20 protein-coding genes are annotated in these 22,304 nt (G+C 71.5%); 14 read left to right on the forward strand and 6 right to left on the reverse strand.

Features of this window, described 5'->3' with window-relative positions:
* Positions 1-42 precede the first annotated feature (42 nt).
* A complete protein-coding gene (locus tag ACZ592_RS02110; protein WP_471579552.1) occupies positions 43-483 on the forward strand; it encodes a DUF4190 domain-containing protein in 441 nt (146 codons plus the stop codon).
* A 129-nt stretch (positions 484-612) separates the two neighbouring features.
* Here the strand turns inward: ACZ592_RS02110 and ACZ592_RS02115 are convergent, their stop codons facing one another.
* The gene (locus ACZ592_RS02115) at positions 613-2,376 is read right to left on the reverse strand and encodes a coagulation factor 5/8 type domain-containing protein (RefSeq protein WP_471579553.1); all 1,764 of its coding nucleotides are present in this window, start codon (positions 2,374-2,376) and stop codon (positions 613-615) included.
* Between the two features lie 437 nt (positions 2,377-2,813).
* Between ACZ592_RS02115 and ACZ592_RS02120 the strand changes: the two genes are divergently transcribed.
* The 4 genes from ACZ592_RS02120 (at position 2,814) to ACZ592_RS02135 (ending at position 9,576) form a co-directional block, all read left to right on the forward strand.
* Positions 2,814-3,914: a DUF1996 domain-containing protein gene (locus tag ACZ592_RS02120; RefSeq protein WP_471579554.1), complete on the forward strand. Its 1,101-nt coding sequence runs from the start codon at positions 2,814-2,816 to the stop codon at positions 3,912-3,914.
* Positions 3,915-4,086: 172 nt separating this feature from the next.
* Positions 4,087-5,844, forward strand: a complete 1,758-nt coding sequence (locus ACZ592_RS02125; protein ID WP_471579555.1) for a discoidin domain-containing protein — start codon at positions 4,087-4,089, stop codon at positions 5,842-5,844.
* Between the two features lie 167 nt (positions 5,845-6,011).
* Positions 6,012-8,441 (forward strand): glycoside hydrolase family 3 C-terminal domain-containing protein, encoded by a 2,430-nt coding sequence (locus ACZ592_RS02130; RefSeq protein WP_471579556.1) that lies wholly within the window; start codon positions 6,012-6,014, stop codon positions 8,439-8,441.
* A 64-nt stretch (positions 8,442-8,505) separates the two neighbouring features.
* Positions 8,506-9,576, forward strand: a complete 1,071-nt coding sequence (locus ACZ592_RS02135; protein ID WP_471579557.1) for a LacI family DNA-binding transcriptional regulator — start codon at positions 8,506-8,508, stop codon at positions 9,574-9,576.
* A 48-nt stretch (positions 9,577-9,624) separates the two neighbouring features.
* Here the strand turns inward: ACZ592_RS02135 and ACZ592_RS02140 are convergent, their stop codons facing one another.
* The 5 genes from ACZ592_RS02140 to ACZ592_RS02160 all read right to left on the reverse strand — a co-directional run bounded on the left by ACZ592_RS02140 (position 9,625) and on the right by ACZ592_RS02160 (position 13,661).
* Positions 9,625-10,032 carry a hypothetical protein gene (locus tag ACZ592_RS02140; protein ID WP_471579558.1) on the reverse strand — a complete coding sequence of 136 codons (408 nt, stop codon included), beginning with the start codon at positions 10,030-10,032 and terminating at the stop codon, positions 9,625-9,627.
* 112 nt (positions 10,033-10,144) lie between these two features.
* Positions 10,145-11,302: a serine hydrolase domain-containing protein gene (locus ACZ592_RS02145; RefSeq protein WP_471579559.1), complete on the reverse strand. Its 1,158-nt coding sequence runs from the start codon at positions 11,300-11,302 to the stop codon at positions 10,145-10,147.
* A 384-nt stretch (positions 11,303-11,686) separates the two neighbouring features.
* Positions 11,687-12,691: a YdcF family protein gene (locus ACZ592_RS02150; protein ID WP_471579560.1), complete on the reverse strand. Its 1,005-nt coding sequence runs from the start codon at positions 12,689-12,691 to the stop codon at positions 11,687-11,689.
* Positions 12,692-12,758: 67 nt separating this feature from the next.
* Positions 12,759-13,331, reverse strand: a complete 573-nt coding sequence (locus ACZ592_RS02155) for a dihydrofolate reductase family protein (protein ID WP_471579561.1) — start codon at positions 13,329-13,331, stop codon at positions 12,759-12,761.
* A gap of 183 nt (positions 13,332-13,514) precedes the next feature.
* Entirely contained in the window at positions 13,515-13,661 is a 147-nt protein-coding gene (locus ACZ592_RS02160; RefSeq protein WP_471579562.1) for a hypothetical protein, read from the reverse strand.
* Positions 13,662-13,806: 145 nt separating this feature from the next.
* Between ACZ592_RS02160 and ACZ592_RS02165 the strand changes: the two genes are divergently transcribed.
* The 9 genes from ACZ592_RS02165 (at position 13,807) to ACZ592_RS02205 (ending at position 22,304) form a co-directional block, all read left to right on the forward strand.
* Positions 13,807-14,394, forward strand: a complete 588-nt coding sequence (locus tag ACZ592_RS02165) for a DoxX family protein (protein ID WP_471579563.1) — start codon at positions 13,807-13,809, stop codon at positions 14,392-14,394.
* Positions 14,395-14,713: 319 nt separating this feature from the next.
* Complete coding sequence (locus ACZ592_RS02170) at positions 14,714-15,532, forward strand: heparin lyase I family protein (RefSeq protein WP_471579564.1); 819 nt, start codon at positions 14,714-14,716, stop codon at positions 15,530-15,532.
* Positions 15,533-15,608: 76 nt separating this feature from the next.
* A complete protein-coding gene (locus ACZ592_RS02175; RefSeq protein ID WP_471579565.1) occupies positions 15,609-16,979 on the forward strand; it encodes a mycothione reductase in 1,371 nt (456 codons plus the stop codon).
* 349 nt (positions 16,980-17,328) lie between these two features.
* On the forward strand, positions 17,329-17,568 hold the full coding sequence (locus ACZ592_RS02180) for a phosphopantetheine-binding protein (protein WP_471579566.1): 240 nt from the start codon (positions 17,329-17,331) through the stop codon (positions 17,566-17,568).
* Positions 17,565-18,416: a siderophore-interacting protein gene (locus ACZ592_RS02185; protein ID WP_471579567.1), complete on the forward strand. Its 852-nt coding sequence runs from the start codon at positions 17,565-17,567 to the stop codon at positions 18,414-18,416. Before ACZ592_RS02180 ends, ACZ592_RS02185 begins: the two co-directional genes overlap by 4 nt.
* 99 nt (positions 18,417-18,515) lie before the next feature.
* Entirely contained in the window at positions 18,516-19,511 is a 996-nt protein-coding gene (locus ACZ592_RS02190) for an ABC transporter substrate-binding protein (RefSeq protein ID WP_471579568.1), read from the forward strand.
* Positions 19,508-20,530 (forward strand): FecCD family ABC transporter permease, encoded by a 1,023-nt coding sequence (locus ACZ592_RS02195; RefSeq protein ID WP_471579569.1) that lies wholly within the window; start codon positions 19,508-19,510, stop codon positions 20,528-20,530. Before ACZ592_RS02190 ends, ACZ592_RS02195 begins: the two co-directional genes overlap by 4 nt.
* A gap of 62 nt (positions 20,531-20,592) precedes the next feature.
* Positions 20,593-21,522, forward strand: a complete 930-nt coding sequence (locus ACZ592_RS02200) for a FecCD family ABC transporter permease (protein ID WP_471579994.1) — start codon at positions 20,593-20,595, stop codon at positions 21,520-21,522.
* Complete coding sequence (locus ACZ592_RS02205; protein WP_471579570.1) at positions 21,519-22,304, forward strand: ABC transporter ATP-binding protein; 786 nt, start codon at positions 21,519-21,521, stop codon at positions 22,302-22,304. Before ACZ592_RS02200 ends, ACZ592_RS02205 begins: the two co-directional genes overlap by 4 nt.

A 22,304-nucleotide genomic window follows, 5' to 3' on the forward strand; every position in this document is an offset into this window, starting at 1 on the left:
CGTCGACGGCGGGCTCGGGACCAGGAAGTCGAGGGCAGCTCCATGGCGGCGTATGACGGACCGAACCCCCAGGGATGGCAGCAGCGCCCGCCCGCGCCGCCGCCACGAGCGGGCGGCGGCCGGGGCCTGGCCATCGCGGCGCTGGTGCTGGGAATCCTCGCGTGCGTGCTGTTCTGGACCGTGGTGGGCGGCGTCGTGCTGGGGCTGCTCGCCCTGGTCCTGGGCGTCGTCGCGGCGGTCAAGGCGGGCCGGGGACGTGCCGCGGGTCGCGGCATGGCGGTCGTCGGTGCCGTCCTCGGGCTGCTCGGACTGATCGCCTCCTCGCTCATCATCGCCCTCGGCGTATCGATCCTGAACTCGGACTCGACGCAGGACTTCAAGGACTGCATGAGGGACGCCAGGAGCCAGGACGACCGGAACGCGTGCGGGAAGAAGTTCGACAAGGACCTCGACCGGGACTGGGACCGCGAGATCGGCAACTAGCCGTCCCGGCAACGGCCTTCAGGTTCTACGCCTGCCGCGGTCCGTGATCCGTGACCGTGATCCGTGATCCGTGATCTGTGATCCGTGACCGCGATCCGCGCAGCGCACCGCTGCGCGGATCGCGCGACGTCACGGGTAGGAGACCACCGTGGACGGCACGGTCGACGTGCCTGACGTGGCAGCACCCGTGTCGTTGATGACGTGCTCGTACTGGCCCATGCCGCCGAGCGAGACGACGAGCAGGTTGTGGAACTTGACGCCGGCGACCTTCGGCGCCGCGAATCCGTGGTCCTGGCGGATCCCCGGGTCGGCGGTGTAGTTGCAGTAGCTGCCCAGACCCCAGCCCTCGTGGGACGTCACCGAAGGGTCGATCTTGTACGCGGCGAAGCCCTTGACGTTCCCGTCCTGGACCGCCGCCTGGTTCGGGGCGTCGTAGGCCTTCTCGTTCTGGAAGAAGATCGTGCGTCCCCGCTGGCCGAACCACTGCACGTCGTACTTGTTGAAGTGTTCCACGAACAGCCCCGTGGCCAGTACGTCGTCCCCGTGGACGCGCACTCCGTAGTCCGCGCGGTTGGTCTCCCAGCCCACTCCGGCACCGTGGTCCGCGCGCCACACCCAGGTGTGGTCGATGATCGTGTGGCGGCTGTTGACCTCCATGCTGACCGTGGCCTTGCCGGGCCCGGCGCCGCCGATCCTGATGAAGACGTCCTGGACGCTGACCGGGTTGGCGGAGTGGTCCCGGCCGGCGCCCCGCGGGCCCACCTGCAGCAGCACCGGCGAGTTGACCGGGCCCGCGTCGATGAGGAAGCCGGCGAGCCGCACCCCGTCCACGTCGGCGACCTTCATCGCGGACACGCCGCCGTCGGGAATGAGCGTGGCGTAGCCGAGACCGAGCACGACGGTGTCGGCGCGGTTCACCTCGATGGCCCGGTCGAGGTGGTAGATACCCGGCGTCAGCAGGAGGTCGAGCCCCTGGGCCAGGGCCTGGTTGATCGTGGCGGCGCTGGTGCCCGGCTTGGCGACGTAGAACTGGGTGAGCGGCAGGGACTTGCCGCGCGGAGTGCCGTTGCCCCAGGTCGTGCCGCGTGCGTTGGTTCGCTTCTCCGGCAGGAACACCTTGTAGTCGGCGCCGTCGAGGTAGAGGAACGGCTTCTCGCGCGAGATCGGTGTGGTCTGCAGCGTCGTGTACGGCGGGTTCGGGAAGCTCTGTCCCGGCGCGCCCTCCACGCCCGAGAACACCATGTTCCAGACGGCGTTGACCCAGCCGCCCACCGAGCTGTCTCGGGTGTACCACTGCTGCTGCGAGTAGGGACCGACGCTGCCGTCGATGCGGCTGTCGGCGATGTAGCCGCCGCTGGCCCAGCCGTAGCCGTTGGGCGCGAGGTTGAGGCCGCCCCTGATGTGCATCCTGCGGAACGGGGCCGCCTGCGCCACGGCCCACCGGTTGGTGCCGTTGACCGGGACGAGCGCGAGGTTTTCCGCGGAACGCCAGAAGTTCTGGGTCGCGTTGCCGTTGAACCAGCCGGCGTCGACCGTCACGTCACCGTTGATCGTGGTGTCGTCGGGGGACAGGCCGAGGCCGGCGATCGAGGTGTAGAAGCCGAGTTGGGCGTTGAGGCCGTTGTACGTGCCGGGCTTGAACAGCAGGGCGTAGCGCCCGGTGCCGAACTGCGCGCTCTCCTGCTGCTTGAAGATCTGGTCGAGTCTGGCCTGGATGCCGGAGGTGGAAGGGGAGAACACGATCACGTTCGGGCCGAGGTCGCCGCCGCCGGGAAGCCGGGCTGCTCCCGGGGTACGGGCCGAGGCCGGCGCGGCGGTGGACGCGAGGCCCGCGGCGGCTGCGGAAGCGGCGATCGCACCCAGAACGGTGCGGCGCGTGGGGGTGGATGGCATGCGGCTCTCCTGTTTCAGGAAGTGAACGTTCAGGAGCTGGGGGAGCGCTCTCTTGACCGGGAATAGTTCATCCGAGTGAAGAGCGAGTCAAGAGGTAGCTCTGCAGTAACCGGTGTTCTCGCTGATGAAGCTTCAAAAAACGTATGCATGGCGGCAGTTGCTAGGTGATGGCGGCGGCTTGAAGAGCCGAGGGGAGGGCTCCGCGCCACGGGGTGACGGCACGGTCGCGCGTTCACTTTCTATTGACACGCTCGCGCCGGGGCCGCAACACTCCGGAAACGGGAGAGCGCTCTCCCGGACCTCTCGCGAATCTCTCTCCTCGCTCTCCCCACGGTTCCCCCAGGGGAATCCATGTCCAGCGAGCGGTGGCCGACGGTATGTCCCCGTCCGCGCCGCCCGCCCCACCGCAGTCCGTACTGACGTGGCAGGAGGTCTCCATGGCACGGAGATCGAAGATCATCTCAGGGTTACTGATGTCCGGCGCGCTCCTGGTGACCTCACTGGGGGTCGCGGGGATGGCATCGGGCGCCGACAACGCCCCGGCGCGGGCCGGTGTGTCCGCCACCGGCCAGGCACACGCCTCGCACCAGGGCCACACCATGGCCAAATCCACCGTCGCCGCGGCGGAGGACCGCGACGGCGACGGCTTCATCCCGGCGACGTCGCCGCTCACCACGGGCAAGCCGTCGGTGAAGGCGCCGCCCCACCGCTACTTCCACGAGTTCCAGGCCAACTGCACGGTGACCCACACCAGGCCGGACGACCCGATCGTCTACCCGGGGCAGCCGGGCAAGTCGCACGACCACACCTTCATGGGCAACACGACGACCGACGCCCACAGCACCACCGACTCCCTGAAGCGGGGCAACACGGCCTGCAAGGCGCCCGGCGACAAGTCGGCGTACTGGATGCCGACCCTGTTCAAGGGCAACGAGCCGGTGCGGCCCATCGGACCGCAGGTCATCTACTACAAGGCCGGCGTCACCGACTACACCAGCGTGCGCCCCTTCCCCGAAGGGCTGCGTTACGTCGTCGGCAGCCCGATGCAGAGCGCGGAGGAGTTCCGCCGCCACCCCGGGTTCGTGGAGGGCTGGGAGTGCGGCGAGAGCTACTTCAACGTCGACATCCCCAAGAACTGCCCCACCTCGGCGGACACCCAGCTCAACATCCGTTTCCAGGCGCCCAGTTGCTGGGACGGCAAGCACCTGGACACGCCGGATCACCAGAGCCACATGTCCTACCCGACGGTGAAACCCGGCACCAACGACAACGTCTGCCCGTCGTCCCACCCGGTGGCGCTGCCCATGATCGAGTTCAAGATGGCGTGGCCCGTCAACGGTGACCTCTCACAGGTGCGGCTGGCGAGCGGCGAGGGCCACTCGTTCCACTACGACTTCTTCAACGCGTGGGACGCCCCGACGCTCAAGGCGCTGGTCGACCACTGTGTCGTCGGCGGACTGCAGTGCAACGCCCGCGGCTACGACGAGACCCACCCCGAGGCCGGCGCGGCGCTCGACGAGAACTACGAGCTGCCGTGACCGTCCCTTCCTGAACGGCGGGCCCCCGCCCCGAGTCCCGGGCGCGGTGACCTTCGCCCGGCCCCGCACCCGGGGTGGGAAGGCTCCCCCCTGCCCACCCCGGAGTGCCCCCCCGCGCCGGCGCACCGCGGCGCGCCCACCCCCTCACCCCACCCCCACAGGAGACCCCCGCATGCCCCCAGCCCACGCAGCCCGGCCGGCCGCCAGACGCCTGGCCGTACCGCTCACCGTCGCGCTGCTCGCCGGCGGCGCCCTCGCGCTCCCCGCCCAGCAGGCCGGAGCCGCCGGCAACGTGGTCAAGGTGACCGGCTCCCAGGGCAACTGGCAGTTGTCCGTGAACGGTTCCCCCTACCAGGTCAAGGGACTGACCTGGGGTCCTTCCGTCGCCGACGCCGACAAGTACATGCCCGACGTCAAGTCCATGGGCGTCAACACGATCCGCACCTGGGGCACCGACGCCTCCAGCAAGCCCCTGTTCGACTCGGCCTCCGCCAACGGGGTCAAGGTGATCGCCGGCTTCTGGCTGCAGCCGGGCGGCGGCCCCGGCAGCGGCGGCTGCGTCAACTACCTGACCGACACCTCGTACAAGAGCCAGATGCTGGAGGAGTTCCCCAAGTGGGTGCAGACCTACAAGGACCACCCCGGCGTCCTGATGTGGAACGTCGGCAACGAGTCGGTGCTCGGTCTGCAGAACTGCTACACCGGAGCTGAGCTGGAGCGCCAGCGCGACGCCTACACCACCTTCGTGAACGACATCGCCAAGAAGATCCACTCCGTCGACCCCAACCACCCCGTCACCTCGACCGACGCGTGGACCGGTGCCTGGCCCTACTACAAGAAGAACGCCCCCGACCTCGACCTGTACGCCGTGAACTCCTACCACGCGGTGTGCGACATCAAGTCCACCTGGGAGCAGGGCGGTTACACCAAGCCCTACATCGTCACCGAGACGGGACCCGCGGGGGAGTGGGAGGTCCCCGACGACGCCAACGGAGCCCCCACCGAGCCCACCGACCGCGCCAAGGCCGAGGGCTACACCAAGGCCTGGAACTGCGTCACCGGGCACAAGGGGGTCGCGCTCGGCGCGACGATGTTCCACTACGGCACCGAGTACGACTTCGGCGGCATCTGGTTCAACCTCCTGCCCGCGGGACAGAAGCGGCTCTCGTACTACGCGGTGAAGAAGGCGTACGGCGCGGACACCTCGCGCGACAACACGCCGCCCGTCATCTCCGAGATGAACGTCGAAGGGGACGCGTCCAAGGTCCCCGCGGGCGGCACGCTCACCCTCACCACGAAGACGACCGACCCCGACGGGGACCCGCTGAGCTACGAAGTCCTCGGCAACAGCATGTACATCGACAAGGACAAGAACCTCAGCCCCCTGCGCTTCACGCACGAGGGATCCGGCCGTCTGAAGGTCGCCGCACCCGACAGGACCGGCGTCTGGAAGATCTACGTCAAGGTCACCGACGGCAAGGGCAACGTGGGCGTCGAGACCCGCTCGGTGCGCGTGGTACCCCCGCCGGTCAACGGCACGAACATCGCGCTCGGCAAGACCGCGACGGCCTCCTCCTACCAGCCGGGCGGGGGCGACTGCCCCTGCACCCCTGCGGGCGCCGTCGACGGCAAGACCACCACCCGCTGGGCCAGCGACTGGAGCGATCCCCAGTGGCTCCGCGTCGACCTCGGCGCGAGCCGGTCGTTCAAGCACGTCCAGCTCAACTGGGAGACCTCGTACGCGAAGGCGTACACGATCCAGACCTCCGACGACGGACAGAACTGGCGGACCGTCCACGAGGTGCGCGACGGCAACGGCGGCATCGACGACTTCGACGTCAACGGCACCGGCCGCTACGTGCGCGTCAACGGCACCGCCCGCGGTACCGGATACGGCTACTCCCTCTACGAGTTCGGCATCTACAGCTGAGCTCCTGACACCGGACACCCCTGTGCCGCGGCCCTTCCCTGACGGGCCGCCGCACGGGGGACACGGGCCGTCGCGGACCAGGACCCCCCCGTCCGCGACGGCCCCCTCGACACTCCAGAGAGCGCTCTCCCATGGACCTTGCCCGAAAGGCTGGAAAGGCGGTGCGGATGACCGACGAAGAGCTGGTCCGACTGGTCGACAAGCTGGGACCGGAGCAGAAGGCACGCCTGCTGACCGGCGCGACGACCTGGCGCACCCGGGCCGAACCGGCTGTGGGCCTGCGGCAGATGGTGACCTCGGACGGTCCCGCGGGGATCCGGGGAGAGGCCTGGGACGAGCGGCGGACCTCGGCGCTGCTGCCGTCGATGACGGCGCTCGCGGCGATGTGGGACGACCGGCTCGTCGAGGAGCTCGGCGGCCTCCTGGCCCGGGAGGCGCGGCGCAAAGGCGTCGACGTCGTCCTCGCCCCCACCCTGAACCTGCACCGCTCACCGCTCGGCGGCCGGCACTTCGAGTGCCCCTCGGAGGACCCGGAACTCGCGGGGCGCACCGGAGCCGCCCTCGTGCGCGGCATCCAGGCGCACGGCGTCGCCGCGACCGCCAAGCACTACGTGGCCAACGACTCCGAGACGGGCCGCATGAGCGTGGACGTCCAGGTGTCCGAGCGGACGCTGCGTGAGGTCTACCTCGCGCCCTTCGAGGCGGCCGTGCGGGCCGGCGTCTGGGCGGTGATGGCCGGCTACAACGGCGTCAACGGGGCCACGATGGTGGCGAGTCCGCTGCTGGCCCACCCCCTCAAGGACGACTGGGGCTTCGACGGCGCCGTGCTCTCGGACTGGGGCGCGGTGCACACGACGGCCGACACCGCGCGTGCGGGCCTCGACCTCGTCATGCCGGGCCCGGCAGGCCCGTGGGACGAGGAACTGGTGGAAGCGGTCCGCGCGGGCCGTGTGGCGGAGGAGGCGGTCGACGACAAGGTGCTCCGGGTGCTGCGACTCGCCCGCCGCGTGGGCGCGCTCGACGACTGTCCGCGCACGCCTCCCGCGCCCGCCCCCGACCCCCGCACCCTGCTGCGCCGCGCCGCGGCCGCCGGCACGGTGCTGCTCCGCAACGAGGGCCTGCTGCCCCTGGACGAGGCGGAGACGGGCACGATCGCGGTGATCGGCGCGCACGCCGTGCGGCCCCGGGTGCAGGGCGGCGGCAGCGCGGGCGTCCACCCGGAAGGCATCGTCACGCCCCTGGACGGCATCCGGGACGGACTGGGCGGCCGGGCCCGGATCATCCACGCCCCCGGCCCGGCCACCGGAGCCGCGCCCGCCCCACTGGGCACGGAGGACTGCGCCGACCCCCGCACGGGCGCGCCCGGTGTCCTCCTGCGCGTACTGGACGCAGAAGGGCAGGAGCTCCTTGCCGAACACCGCACCACCGGAAGCCTGTTGGAGCCGTCACTCGTGCCCGGCGCGCACACGGTGGAGATCCGCGCGCTGCTCACACCGGCGGTCGGCGGCACGTGGACGTTCGGCGTCGGCGGGTTCGGCCGGATGTCCTTGAGCGTCGGCGGGCGGACGCTGCTCGACGGCGATTTTCCGCGCCGCACGGACGACCCGGCCGTCGTCCACGTCACACCGCCCTGCCGGTACGGACGGGCCGAGATCACCCCCCGCGAGCCGGTGCTCGTGGTCGCGCGCCGCGAACTGGCCCCGGACACCGGCCGCGCCACGATCGTCACCGCGGCCCCGCCCGAACCGGCCCCGGACCGCGCGCTCGCCGAGGCCGTCGACGCGGCCCGGCGGGCCGACGTCGCGGTCGTCGTGGTGGGCACCACCGAGGGCAGCGAGGCGGAGGGCCACGACCGGACCACCCTCGCCCTGCCCGGCCACCAGGACACCCTGGTCACCGCCGTCGCGGCCGCCAACCCGCGCACCGTCGTGGCCGTCAACGCCGGCGGCCCCGTGGAACTGCCGTGGCGGGAGGGCGTCGCCGCCGTACTGCTCACCTGGTTCCCCGGACAGGAGGCGGGCACCGCGCTCGCCGACGTCCTCTTCGGCCGTACCGAGCCCGGCGGGCGGCTGCCGACCACCTGGGGAGCACGCCTGCGGGACGCCCCGGTCAGTGACACCCGCCCCCAGGACGGCGTCCTCACCTACGCGGAGGGCCCGCACATCGGCCACCGGGCATGGCTGCGCGCCGGGCACACGCCCGCCTACTGGTTCGGGCACGGACTCGGCTACACGACCTGGTCGTACGAGGGGGCCGCAGCGCCCGCGGCGGTGCGGGCGGGCGCTGACTTCGACGTGCGCGTGCGGCTGCGGAACACCGGGGACCGCCCCGGGCGCGAGGTGGTCCAGGTCTATCTGGCCCGGCCCGGGTCCGCGGTGGAGCGGCCGGTGCGCTGGCTGGCGGGCCATGCCGCGGTGACGGCCGCGCCGGGGGAGACGGTGAGCGCGGACATCCGCGTCCCGGGGCGCGCGCTGCGCCACTGGTCGACGGCGCAGGGGGCCTGGCACACCGAACCGGGGCTGTTCACGGTGCTCGTGGGGCGTTCCGCGGGCGACCTGCCCCTGACCGCTGCGGTGGAGGTGCGTGAAAGCCGGTGACCAGGCACCCCGTGCAGGGAGAGCGCTCTATCTCCTTGCTGCGAAGGGAAGTTAGAGTGCACGCATGGAGAGACAGTCGCTGACGCTCGAGGACGTGGCACGGGAGGCGGGAGTCTCCCGGGCGACGGTGTCACGGGTGATCAACGGGGTGCGCAACGTCGACCCGGCCATCCGCGACGTGGTGCGCGAGGCCATCGAGCGCACCGGGTACGCGCCCAACCGGGCGGCCCGCTCCCTGGTCACCCGGCGCACGGAGACCATCGCCCTGGTCATCTCGGGTGCGGGCGAGGAGAGCGAAGGCCCGCGTGAGGGCGGCGGGACCGACGAGGAGCCGCAGAACGCCTTCGCGGCACGGGTGTTCGCCGACCCCTTCTTCGGGCGGGTGGTCAGCGGCGTGGTCGGGTATCTGCGGCCCCGCTCGATGCACCCGGTCCTGATGGTCGCCGAGAGCGAGGCGGCCAGGAAGCAGGTGACCGGATTCCTGCGGCAGGGAAGCGCGGACGGCGCCCTCGTGGTCTCCACGCACGCGGAGGACCCGCTGCCCGCGCAACTCGTCGCCGAAGGGCTCCCGGCCGTGTGTTTCGCGCGGCCCGCGCGGCCCGTGCCGATCAGCTACGTCGACCTGGCGCACCGCGAGGGCGGACGGCTGGCCGCGGAGCATCTCCTGGCGCGAGACCGGCGCAGGCCCGCGACCGTCTCGGGGCCGCTGGACCTGCCGGCGGGGCAGGAGCGGCTGGCAGGTTTCAGGGAGGCGCTGGAGCGCGCGGGTACGGCGTACGTGCCGATCGTCGAAGGCCGCTTCACGCGCGAGAGCGGCGCCGAGGCGATGGCCAGGCTGCTCGCCGAACACCCCGATCTGGACGGGGTGTTCGTCGCGAACGACCTCATGGCGCAGGGGGCCTGCGAGCTCCTGCGCGAACGGGGCCGCAGGGTCCCGCAGGACGTGTCGGTGGTCGGCTTCGACGACTCCAGCATCGCCCTCACCTGCCGTCCGACGCTGACCACGGTCCGCCAGCCGGTGGAGGAGATGACGGCGGCCATGGCCCGGCTGCTCCAGGAGCACGTCCAGGGCACCCGCACCGAACCGACCTCGTTGATCTTCGAACCGGAGCTGGTGGTGCGGGACTCCGCCTGAGTGCTGACGCGCCGGAGGCCGGCCCCGCACGGAGGTGCGGGACCCGGGTCAGCGGATGAGGACCTGCACGGTGTTGGAGACGGCGCCGCCGCCGACGATGCGGATCTTGTTGTGGCCCCTGATGCCGAGCTTGACCCGCAGGTTGTAGGCCCCGGCGCGGTTGGTGTGCATCCGGATCGGCAGCGATACCCAGCCCCTCTTCTGCAGCTGCTGCAGCGTCACCTGCGTGCCCGCCCGCATGCGCGTGCTGGAGCCGTACACGCGGAACTGCTGCCACGCCTTGATCGACTTCACCGTGGCCTTCGCGGAGAGCGTCGGCTTCTTCGGAGCCGCCTGCTGCACCTGGGTGTGGGCGGCGGCCCCCGGCGCCGCGACGGCCGGAGCCGCCGCCAGCGGGGCGGCGCAGAGCAGCAGACCGGTGGACAGGGTGATGGCGCGAGTCAGGGCAGGACGCATGAGCACTCCAGGGTGAGTGTGGGGTACGACCTGCTCACCGTAGGAATAAAAGCCGCATTTCTATTGAACTGACATGCGGGGAGGAGGGGTGAAGGACACGAAGGGCGCCGGTTCAGCGGCACAGGGCCGTGTCCACGACCTTCTCCAGGTGCTTGACGGCGGTCTTGTCGGTGGGCTGGACGGTCACCGCGACGTTGGCGGCGCGGCCGTCGTCGGTGACGCCGCCGCGGGTCTCGTACCCCGGGAAGCTTCCGCCGTGACCCCAGGAACGGCCGCCGCACGACAGGGGCTTGCTCACGAGCCCGAGGCCGTAGCGGGCGCCGTGGCCGAAGTACTCGGCGGGGACGGTGGTGCGCATCTGGGCGAGTTGGGCCGCCGGGAGGAGGCGGCCGCCCAGGAGAGCGGTGAAGAACCGGTTGAGGTCGGAGTTGGTGGAGATCAGCTGGCCCGCGGCCCAGGTCCAGGACGGGTCCATCTCCGTGACGTCCCGCAGCGGCGCGCCCGGCGCTTCCCCGTAGTAGCCCTTGGGGTGGCGCTCGCGGATCGTCTCGTCGCCGGGGGCGGGGAAGTAGGTGTGGCGCAGCCCGAGGGGCCGGATGACGCGACGGTCGATCTCCTGGGCGAGGGGCCGGCCGGTGACCTTCTGGACGATCAGGCCCGCCAGCACGTAGTTGGTGTTGCTGTACGCCCACTTCTTTCCGGGCGCGAAGTCGGCCTCGTACGTGAGGGCGATGTCCAGGAGGTCGCGCGGCTCGTAGTACCGGGGCTGGAGGTCGCCCTTGGTGTAGTTGGGCAGTCCGCTCGTCTGCTGCAGGAGATGGCGGACGGTGATGCGGCGTCCGTCGATCTTCTTTCCGCGCACGAGCCCCGGCAGATAGGTGTCGACCTTGGCGCCGAGCCGTATCTTCCCCTCGGCCACCAGCTGCAGCACGACGACCGAGGTGAACGTCTTGGTGTTGCTGCCGATCCGCACCTGCCCGTCGCGGGGCACCTGCGCGCCGGTGGCCAGGTCGCCGACGCCCGCCGTGTAGGTCCGGGCGTGCCCGGCGCGGTCCTCGACGCTCGCCAGTGCGGCGGGCATGCCGTCGGTGCGCACCAGCGCGTCCAGGCCCTGCTGGACGGGGTCCGGTCCCGCGGAGGCGGCGGGCGGCGCGAGCGCCCCCGCGGTCAGCACGCCGACGGCCAGCGCGGTCACGGCCGTGGCGGCTCTGCGCCGGCCGTTCCGCCGCCGTCCGGTGGTACGGATCGTCTGCTGTACCTGCTCACTCATGAGCCAACTCCCGCGGGATGTCGTCCGTGCTGCCCGTGGCCGGTCGGCCGGGCAGGACACGATCATGGATTCCGGGGGCTCTCGCGCACATCGCGGAAAGGCGGGAGAAGACGCTCCCCCGATCGGGGGAGGCGATCGGGGGAGGCGATGATCTTCTTGCGGCGGCCCGCTCCCGCCGCCCTCCCCGCCGCTCGCTCCGGTTCGCCGGTCCGCGAAAGAATGTGTGTAAGCGCGTGGGGCGTGGGCAGGTGCCGAGTGCAGGGGTGACATCCTGCCGGGGCCGCTGACCGGTCAGTGGGCGGTCCCACCTCCGAGCTGAGCGGCCGCCTCCTTCGTGGGACAGGGACGCGGCCGCTCACGCGTCGTGCGCGCGGTCCGCCGGACTCAGCGCGCGGCCCAGGCCAGCACACCGCCGAGGACGAGCAGCAGACACATGGCGATGTTGGTCCGCTTGTAGGCGACGAGGATGGCCACGAACTCGCGGATCGTCGCGTTGGGCCAGAAGTACGACGCCGTGGTCGAGCCGACCACCTGGCCCCTGACCCCGGTACGTCGTGCGGTGAGCGCGGCACGGAAGGCGTGGTAGTTGTTCGTGACGACCACGCACCGGTAGTCGGGATCGGCCTTCTCCATGATCGCCTTGCTGAACCGCAGGTTCTCCTCCGTCGTCGCCGACCGGTCCTCCCGCTCGATCAGGTCGGCGGGGAACCCACGCTCCGTCAGGTAGTCGGCCATGGCGTGGGACTCGGGCAGATCCTCGTCGGGGCCCTGCCCGCCCGAGGTGATGAGGACCGGCGCGCCCCCGCGCCTGGTGAGCTGCGTGTGCACCTCCTGCGCCCGCAGCAGCCGGCTGGCCAGCAGCGGGGAGACGGTGGACCCGCCGATGAGGCCGGATCCCAGGACGACCACGTAGTCGGCCTTGCGGCGCACCTGGAGACGGCCGTACAGGAACGCGTACACGACGAAGCACAGGAACAGGAACGAGAGGTAACAGGCGAGGCCGAGTGCCGCCACGCCCACTCCGACCAGCACCGGTGTCCGCACGACGGCCGCGGTGACCGCCAGGGCCACGACACCGACGATGCACAGGGCACCCATCAGGGAGAGCAGGTTGGAGGGGCTCCTGCCCTCCTTGCGCACCATGCGCAGGCCGTTGACGAAGAGCAGGCCCACCAGGACGAGGATCCCCACGGCCAGCAGGCCGAGCAGTGCCGACGCGACCACGAGCCCCGACGTCGAGCCGTCCTTGACCAGGTCGAAGAGCCAGGCCGCGAGCGCGCTGAGCGTGGCGAGGCCCAGCAACACCGCGTTGCCGAACCGGCGGCGTTCACGGACCATGCGCCAGCAGAAGACGAGGAAGAGCAGAGCCGCCGGGGCGTAGACCAACATCCGCACAGAGTAGGGGCCCCGCACCGGACGCGATTACCCGACCTCGTTCCGCCCGCCGGCCGGCCCCTCAGCGGACCACGTCGAAGACGTTCTTCTGCAGGCCGTTGGCGTACGCCTGGTGCTCGACGAGCCGCAGCTGCTGGGTGTCCTTGTCCGTGTCGCTGAACAGGCGCTTGCCCGCGCCGAGCAGCAGGGGGAAGACGAGCAGGTGGTAGCGGTCGATGAGACCGGCGTCCGAGAGCGCGCGGTTCAGGGAGGCGCTGCCGTGCAGGATGATCGGGCCGCCCTCCGTCTCCTTGAGTGCGGCGACGTCGTCGAGCGAGCGCAGGATCGTGGTCTCGCCCCAGTTCTCCACCAGCTCCTTCTCGTCGAGGCTCGTGGAGACGACGTACTTCGGCATCACCTTGTAGTCGGCGAAGTCCTCCATGTCGGGCCAGACGGGGCTGAAGGCCTCGTAGCTGACCCGGCCCATCATCATCGCGGCGGCCTCCCGCTGCTCCCGGCCCTTGATCTCGAAGGCCTCGGGGAGGAATTCGATGTCCTGGAAGGTCCAGCCGGAGTTCCGGTAGCCGGGCTCGCCGCCGGGGGCCTCCACGACGCCGTCGAGCGAGATGAAGGCGGTGCTGATCAGGGTGCGCATCTGGGGTCTCCTGGAGGTCTTGAGGTGTTTCCCGGTACGGGCGGCCGGTACGGCCGGCCGCCCGTGCGGCCGAGGTGCACCAACTGTCACTGAAGACCGCGGGCCAGGGAGAAACTCATCGACGTTCGCCCAAATTTTCGATCAGTCCTTCCGGAGACGGCTCTCGCGCCGCGCGCAGGCCGGTCAGCGGCGGCCGCGCAGGCGGGACAGGAGCGAGCGGGCCTGCGCGCGCTTGCGCGGGTCGGCGGCGGCTCGGCGTACCGAGTTGACGGTCTGCCGCCCCTGCGGTGTGCGGCTGTATGCCTTGATGCGTGCGAACAGTCCGGCCATGAGGTCCTCCCGGGCTCTCACCGCCGTGGCGGTGGGGGTTGTCGAAGTCGCTGTTCCCGTACCCGGAGCGGATCCCGTGATGCCGGTGCGGAACGCTCCACGGGAAACTGTGTCTGAGTGGCCGCGTTCAGGGAAGCCGGACGGCATGGCTGTTCTCAGGAAATGCGCACGTCCGTTGCTCGCGGCCCCCTTCGTCACAGGAGGGCTGCAGACCCTTCGGAGCCCGCAAGGCGTGGCCCCCGTCGCCGAGCCCGTCGCGGTTCCCGTGAGTTCCCGCATCCCCGGGCTCACCGAGGATCCCGAGCGCCTCGTCCGCATCAACGGCGCGGTGCAGCTGGGCGCCGGTCTGATGCTGGCGACCGGGCGCCTGCCGCGCGTCGCCGCGCTCGCGCTGGCCGGCTCCCTGGTGCCGACCACGCTGGCCGGGCACGCCTGGTGGAAGGAGAAGGACCCCGAGCAGCGGGCCGCTCAGCGCACCCAGTTCACCAAGAACCTCGCGCTCCTCGGCGGTCTCCTGATCGCGGCCGCCGACACCCACGGCAAGCCCTCCGTCGCCTACCGCACGCGCGCCGCGGCCCTGTCGGGGCGCCGTTCGGCCCGCCGTACCGGGCGCGACGCCACGCATGCGCTGAGCGGGGCCGCGGACGCGGTGACCGGCGCGGCGGAGAGCGCGGCCGGGGCGGTCCGCTCGATGTCCGAGAGCGCGCAGCAGGCGGTCACCCGGCATCTGTGAGTCCCCGGCACCTCGGCGCGCCCCCGGTTGTCCCGGGGGCGCGCCCATGCCGGACGCGCCGGAGCCGTGAAAGGTCGAGACCCCTGTAAAGGTTGAGGCCTCTGTTGTGCAAGCGCTTGCTGTGGCCGCGAGCCGGTGGCACTCTCTTGGCCGCGAGGCGTACCGCGCAGGGGGTGCGGCACCGGCGTCCGGTCCGTTCGCCCTGCCTGTCCGTCCTGCTCTGTTCGCCTTGCCTGTCCGTGTGCCGCCTCCCGGTCGCCGGGAGGCGTGGCGCGCGGCCGGAGGCCGATCCCCCCACCCCAACTCGCAGGAGCACGCCGTGAACCGGACCGGGAAGACCCTGACCTCAGCAAGCGGTATCGCCGTCCTCGCCGTGGCGGCCTGGGGCGTCGCCGTCCCCGAATCCTTCGGCAATCCGGCGGCCTCCGCCGGACCGCCCCAGACCGTGCGGCACGAGGCGAAGGCCGAGGCACCCCGCGGCGAGGCGAAGGCTGCCGCACCCAGGAGCGTGCTCTGGGACGGTGACGCGTCGAACGGCCTCGGCGTCTTCGGCACCACCCTGTGCGACGCGCCGGGGAGCGTCACCGTCGACAACTGGGGAGGCTCCCGGGGCGACATCTTCAAGTTCAACAAGCCGATCGGCGTGCCCCGTTGCGAGGCCCACAACGTGCGGACCGCCGGCGGCGAGTACGCCTTCAAGGACGGCGGCACGTACTGGTTCGGCTGGGACTCGATGACCAAGACGGGCGACGCCCAGACCGTCTTCCAGTGGAAGTCCAACGGCACCAACGACCAGCACAGCCAGAACTACCCCGTGATCATGAAGGTGGAGGACGGGAAGCTGAAGGTCTGGTACGTCGCTCCCGGCGAGGAGTGGATATCCATCGGCTCGGCCGCCTGGTCGGCCGGTGCCTGGCACTCGGTCCAGCTCGGCATCAAGGCTGACTCGGGCAGTTCCGGGACGCTCTCCGTGTACCTGGACGGGCAGGAGATCGCCTCCCGCTCCGGCGCCCGCACCTGGGACGACCTGGGCAACAAGCCGCGCTGGGGAACCTATTGGGGCACCGACGCCGGCACCGCTTCCATCAACTGGATCGACGGCCTCGCCATGGGCGGCTCCCGGGCGGACGTCGACTGACGCGGATGCCGGGCCGATCGACTGACGGCGGCCGCTCCGGAGGTATGCCAGGTATATACCTGGATACATTGCGTATATGCGACACCATGATCTCGTCGTCCTCGGTGCGGGCTCCGGCAACGCCCTGATCGACGACCGCTTCTCGCACCTGGACGTTGCCGTCGTCGCCGAGGGCCCCTTCGGCGGCACGTGCCTCAACGCGGGCTGCATCCCCAGCAAGATGCTCGCCCTGACGGCCGAGGTGGCGGACACCGTGCGGGAGGCCGGGCGGCACGACGTGGGGGCGAGCCTGTCCGGACTCTCCTGGCCCGCCGTTCAGGAGCGCGTGTTCGGACGGCTGGACGCCGCGGCGCGCGACGGCGAGGAGGGGCGCCGGGCGTCGGACTTCGTGACCGTGTACCGCGGACGGGCCCGATTCACCGGCGAGCGCGAGCTCTTGGTGGAGACGGCCGACGGGCCCGTGACCCTCGGCGCGGACCGGATCGTGGTCGCTGCGGGAGGCCGGCCGGTGGTCCCGCCGGTCGTCGCCGACGCGGGACTGCCCTACGAGACGTCCGACACCGTGATGCGGCTCGACGAGGTCCCCGAACGGCTGGTCGTGCTCGGCGGCGGCTACATCGCCGCCGAACTCGCCCACGTCTTCCGCACGGCGGGCAGCACGGTCACCGTCGTCGAACAGCGGGACGTCCTGCTCGGCGAACAGGACGAGTCGATCGCGTCGGCCTTCACCGACAGCGTGCGCTCCTCCTACGACCTGCGCCTGGGCCGGGAACTGGTGGGCGTCGACGGCCGCCCCGGACACCTGCGGCTCACCCTCGACGACGGCGCGGTGCTCCAGGCGGACACCTTGCTCGTCGCCGTGGGCCGGAAACCGAACAGCGATCGGCTCGACCTGGCGCCGGCCGGCATCACCTGTGACGGCGACGGCCTGATCGAGGTCGACTCCCGGCTGCGTACCCACGCCGCCGGCGTCTGGGCGCTCGGCGACATCACGGCGGGACCGCCCCTGAAGCACGTCGCCAATCGCGAGGCCGAGGTGGTGGCCCACAACCTCCTGCACCCCGACGAGCCGCGCTCGATGTCCTACGACGTGGTGCCCTCCGCGGTGTTCACCCGCCCCCAGATCGCCCAGGTGGGGCTCACCGAGCAGGAGGCCCGCAGGCAGGGCAGGGACTACGTGGTCGGTTCGCGCCGGTACGAGGACGTGGCGTACGGCTGGGCGCTGGAGGACCGTCAGGGGTTCTGCAAGGTGCTCGCGGACCGGACCTCCGGCCTTCTGCTGGGCGCGCACGTGCTCGGGCCGCAGGCCGCCACGCTCCTCCAGCCCCTCGTCCTCGCGATGACCTTCGGGCTCACCGCCCGCGAGGTCGCCGAACGTCCCCTGTGGATCCATCCGGCGCTGACCGAGGTGGTCGAGAACGCGCTGCGTGACCTGGACGCGACGTAGAACGGCGTCGCCACGGGCCCGCGCGGATCGTTCAACCGGCGGGCCCGCGCGGTGATGTGACGCGGTGGCACGCGGTGCGAGGCCGTGCGGGGTGACCTGCCACGACGCGGGCGTTCACGCACCCCTCATGATTAAGTTAGGTTAGCCTTTCCTGAGTAACCACGGGGGAGGAGAGGCTCGTGCCGCTTCGGCATGCGCGGTTCGTGGCCACGGCCGGGTGGCCCGGCCGCTTCTCCCTCATGTGCCACGACCGGGCGTGCGTGCGCGCCGCCCGGAGTCGTCGCGCGGTCACCACCACCGCTGACGCGCCGGGCCCGCCCCCCGCGTACCCCCTCGAAGGAGCCATCCGATGAACCAGACCCTGTCGCCCGAGCGGGTCCGCGCCGACATCGCGGAGCTGCTCGACTGCGACCCCTCCGAGATAGCACCGGAGGAGGACCTGTTCGACCTCGGCCTGGACTCCGTGCGGATCATGACCCTGGTGCAGCGCTGGCGCGACGCGGGAGCGACCACGCTGGAGTTCCCCGACCTGGCCGAGCAGCCCGAACTGGGCCACTGGACCGAGCTCCTGACAGGGCGTGCCGCGTGAGCCGCGTCGACGACCGGCACCGCCACCTGGAGCGGATGGCCGAGGTGAGGGCGGGCCTGCACGCAGAGAAGGTGGGCTACCCGATCGGCCTCCGGGAGGTCGAGGTCGTCCGTACCGCCATGGTCGGCACCGGCCTGCTGCGCCTCACGCTGGGCGGGGCGGGCACCGAGGGGTTCGAGGCCCACGCTCCCGACGAGCACGTCAAGCTCGTCTTCCCCGAGGCGGACGGCTCGCTGCGGCTGCCCGAGCGGAACGGGGCGATGCTGCGCTGGCCGCGGCCCGCCCCCACCTCGCGGGAGTACACCGTGCGCCGCTACGACCCGGACACGGGCGAGATCGACATCGACATCGTCCCGCACGACGGCGGTCTCGCGTCGGACTGGGCCCACCGGGTCGAGCCGGGTGCCGTCGTGCACGTCGCGGGCCCGCCCGGCGGGCTGATCGTGCCGACCACCTATGACCGCTACCTGCTCGCGGGCGACATCACCGCGCTGCCCGCGATCGCGCGCTGGCTTGAGGAGATGCCCCGCGCCGCGCGGGGCTGGGCCTTCGTCGAAGTCGCCGACGCCACGCAGGAGATCGAGCTGTCCGCGCCCGAGGGCGTCGAGGTGCACTGGTTGCACCGGGGCGAACTGCCGCCGGGGACGGGTGGTGCGCTGGAGCGGGCCGTGACCGCGGTGAGCGTTCCCGAGGGGGAGCGGGTGTACGTGTGGGTCGCCGGCGAGGCGGGGCAGATCAAGCCCCTGCGCCGCTGGGTGCGCGACGAGTTGGGCCTGAGCAAGGCCGACCACGACATCACCGGTTACTGGAAGCGCGGCATCGCCGACTTCGACGAGGACGACCACTGACCCACCGGTCGGACGGGGCGGGCCCGATGTCTGCCCCGTCGTCCTGCCGACAAGGCCATCCACTAAGGTGAGCCTTACCTAAGTAGCAAGGAGCATCGCATGTCCATACGCAGATCGTCGGGCCTGGCCGGCGCCGTGGCGCTGGCACTGGCACTGACCGGGTGCGGGTCGTCCGACGGAGGGTCCAAGGACTCCGGCAAGGGCAAGACCCGGGTGTTCGCCGCGGACAACGGCAAGATCACCATCCCGGCCGACCCGAAGCGTGTGGTGGCCACCGGCTACGCCGTGCCGGCCATGATCGAGGGCGGCGCACCGCTCGTCGGCATCTCCTCGTGGAAGCGCGGCGAGCCGATGATGAGCAAGAAGGACCTCGCCACCTACAAGAAGACCCCCAAGGTGGCGGGCGAGCTGGCGACCGAGACCAACTACGAGGCCATCGCCGACGCCGAGCCCGACCTGATCGTCATCGGCGTCCCCGCCCCCGTGCTCGGCGACATCGACGTCAAGCGGCTCGAGGGCATCGCCCCGGTCGTGGCGCTCGGCCCGACCGTCCCGGCCGCCTGGCGCAAGCTCACCCACGAGCAGTCCGACGCCGCGGGCGCGCTCAAGAAGTACGACGCCGCGAAGGACGCCTACGAGGCCAAGGCCGGCGAGCTCGGCAAGAAGTACAAGAGCGTGCTGCCCGAGCTGAAGCTGGGCCACGTCGGCGCGTACGGCGAGACCGCGAAGGGCACCTTCCAGCGCGAGTTCGGCGGCTCGTGGGGCACCAACATCGCCCAGGACGTCGGCGCGAAGTACTACGGCAAGGTCAAGGAGCCCGGCCCCGGCTCGAAGGCCGTCAGCGAGTACCCCTCCATCGAGGAGCTCCCCGCCGCGCTCGGCAAGGCCGACGCCATCACGTACTCGGTCAACCCCGACGGCAGCGTGCCCAAGCCGGTCAAGTACGTCATGGACTCCAAGCTCTGGAAGAACCTGCCCGCCGTCAAGGCCGGCAAGACCTTCCCGCTCCGCTACACCGAGGCCGCGACCTACGGGCAGGCCATGCAGACCCTGGACGCGATCGACACGTCGTTCGCGCCGCTGCTGAAGCGGTGACCGCCGCGGGCCGCGCCGGTGCGGCGGCCGGAACCAGACGGGCCGTACCGCAACTCGGCCTGCTCGTCGGCGGTCTGGTCCTGCTGGCCGTCGTCGCCGTGCTCAGCATCGGCATCGGTGCCCGTTCGGTCGCGCCCGGCGAGGTCGTCCGGGCACTGTTCGACTACCGGGGCACCGACGACCACGTGATCGTGCGGGACGTCCGGGCGCCGCGCGCCCTCCTCGCCATCGCGGTGGGCGCCGCCCTCGCGGTGGCGGGCGCGCTGATCCAGACGCTGGCCCGCAACCCGCTGGCCGAGCCCGGCATCCTCGGGGTCACCGCGGGCGCCGGATTCTCCATCACCATCGGCTCGGCCCTCGGCCTGACCGTCAATCAGGCGGGCGAACTGGGCTTCGCGGTCGTCGGATCCGTCCTCGCCGCGCTCCTCGTCGCGGCGGTCGGCCGGCACTCGCCGCTGCGGCTCGTGCTGGCGGGCGTGGCCCTGACGGCGGTGCTCAGCGGTGTCGCGCTGGGCATGCGGCTGATGCTTCCCGACACGTTCGACGCGTACCGGTTCTGGTCGGTCGGCTCCCTCGCGGCCCGCGAACAGGCGCCCATGGCCCTGCCGTTGGCCGTGATCGGCGCGGCCCTGCTCGGTGCCCTGCTGCTGAGCCGGGCGCTCAACGCCCTGACCCTGGGCGAGACCGTCGCGCACACGCTGGGCGCGGGCGTCGGCCGGGTGCGGGGCGCCGCACTCGTGCTGATCACCGTGCTCAGCGGCGCGGCGACGGCGATCGCGGGACCGATCCTGTTCGTCGGTCTCATCGTGCCGCACCTGGCGCGCAGGCCCGCCGGCGGCTCGGTGCCGTGGCTGATCCTCTACACGATGGTGCTCGGTCCGATCCTGCTGCTCGTCGCCGACATCGGCTCGCGCGTGCTGCTGCCCACCGGCGAGGTGCCGGTGGCCATCGTGACCGCGTTCCTCGGCGGCCCCATGCTGATCTGGGCCGTTCGCCGCTACGGGGCGGGGTCGCTGTGAGCACACTCGCACTGAAGGTCGAGCGCCGCCTGGTGGTGCTCGTCGTGACGCTGGTCGCCCTGATGCTCGGTCTCGGCCTGCTCGGGCTCTGCTACGGGACCTCCTGGGCCAGTCCCGGCGAGGTGTTCGCCGCGCTGACGGGGGCGGACCGCTCCGTGGTCATCTCCGACTGGCGGCTGCCGCGCGTGCTGGCAGGACTGGTCTTCGGCACCGCGCTCGGCGTGGCCGGAGCCATCTTCCAGAACCTCACGCGCAATCCGCTGGGCAGCCCGGACGTGATCGGCCTCGACGCGGGCGCCTACACCGGCGCCCTGGTCGCCCTCACCGTGCTGTCCGGCACGTCCGTCCAACTGGCCACCGGCTCGGTGCTCGGCGGACTGGTCGTCGCCGGCGTCATCTACCTGCTCTCGTTCGACCGGGGCTTCTCCGGGATGCGGCTCGTGGTCATCGGCATCGCCGTCAACGCGATGGTGACCGCGTTCAACTCCTGGATCGTGCTCCGCGCGGACCTGGAGGTGGCGATCGCCGCGGTCGGCTGGAGCGCGGGCTCCCTGGCCGGGATCGGCTGGGAGGACCTGGGGATCCCGTTCACGGTGATCGCCGTCCTCCTCGCCCTGATGGCCTCGCGGGCGCACGCCATGCACCAGGCGTCCCTCGGCGACGCGGTCGCCGTGACCACCGGGGTCGCCATGGGCCGCCTCCGGCTCCTGATGGTCCTGGTCGGCGTCGGCTGCACGGCCACGGTGACCGCGGTGGCCGGACCGATCGCGTTCATCGCGCTCGCCGCCCCGCAGATCGGCCGCAGGCTCGCCGGCGCGGCCGGAGTGCCGCTGCTCCCGGCCGCGCTGACCGGCGCGGTCATGCTCCAAGGCGCCGACCTGCTCGCCCAGATGCTGCTGGCGCCCGTCGCCCTGCCGGTCGGCGTGGTGAGCACCGCGGTCGGCGGCTGCTACTTGATCTGGCTGTTGACCAAGGAGGTGGGGCGCGCGTGACCGCACGCCTGACCGCGCGGGACATCACCCTGCGCTACGGAGACCGGGTGGTGTCGACGCGGCTGAGCCTCGACGTTCCCGACGGCGCGTTCACCGCCATCGTGGGCCCCAACGCCTGCGGCAAGTCGACGCTGTTGCGCGCCCTCGTGCGGCTGCTGCGGCCCGACGGCGGGCACGTGGAGTTCGACGGCCGCGAAGTCGGCGGCTACCCGGCCAAGGCACTGGCCAAGCAGCTGGGCTTCCTGCCGCAGGACCCGCTGGCCCCCGACGACATCAAGGTCCGCCAACTGGTGGGCCGGGGCCGGTTCCCGCACCAGTCGCTGCTGGCCCTGTGGTCGCCGGACGACGAGGCGGCCGTCACCGAGGCGATGATCGCCGCCGGCGTCGAGGACCTGGGCGACCGACCGGTGCAGGAGCTGTCCGGCGGGCAGCGGCAGCGGGTGTGGATGGCCATGGTGCTCGCCCAGCAGACGCCCTACCTGCTGCTCGACGAGCCGACGTCGTTCCTCGACATCACGCACCAGTACCAACTGCTCGGCCTGCTCGCCAGGTTGCGCAACGAGGGCCGGACGGTCATCGCCGTCCTGCACGACATCAACCAGGCGTGCCGCTACGCCGACCACCTGGTCGCCATGAAGGGCGGCCGGGTGGTCGCGGAGGGCGACCCCGGGGACATCGTGGACGCCGCGCTGATCAAGGACGTTTTCGACCTGCCGAGCGTCATCGTCCCCGACCCGGTGACCGATACGCCGATGGTCGTCCCCACACTTCAAGGAGAGTAA

This window comes from Streptomyces sp. NPDC040622, from assembly GCF_055593965.1.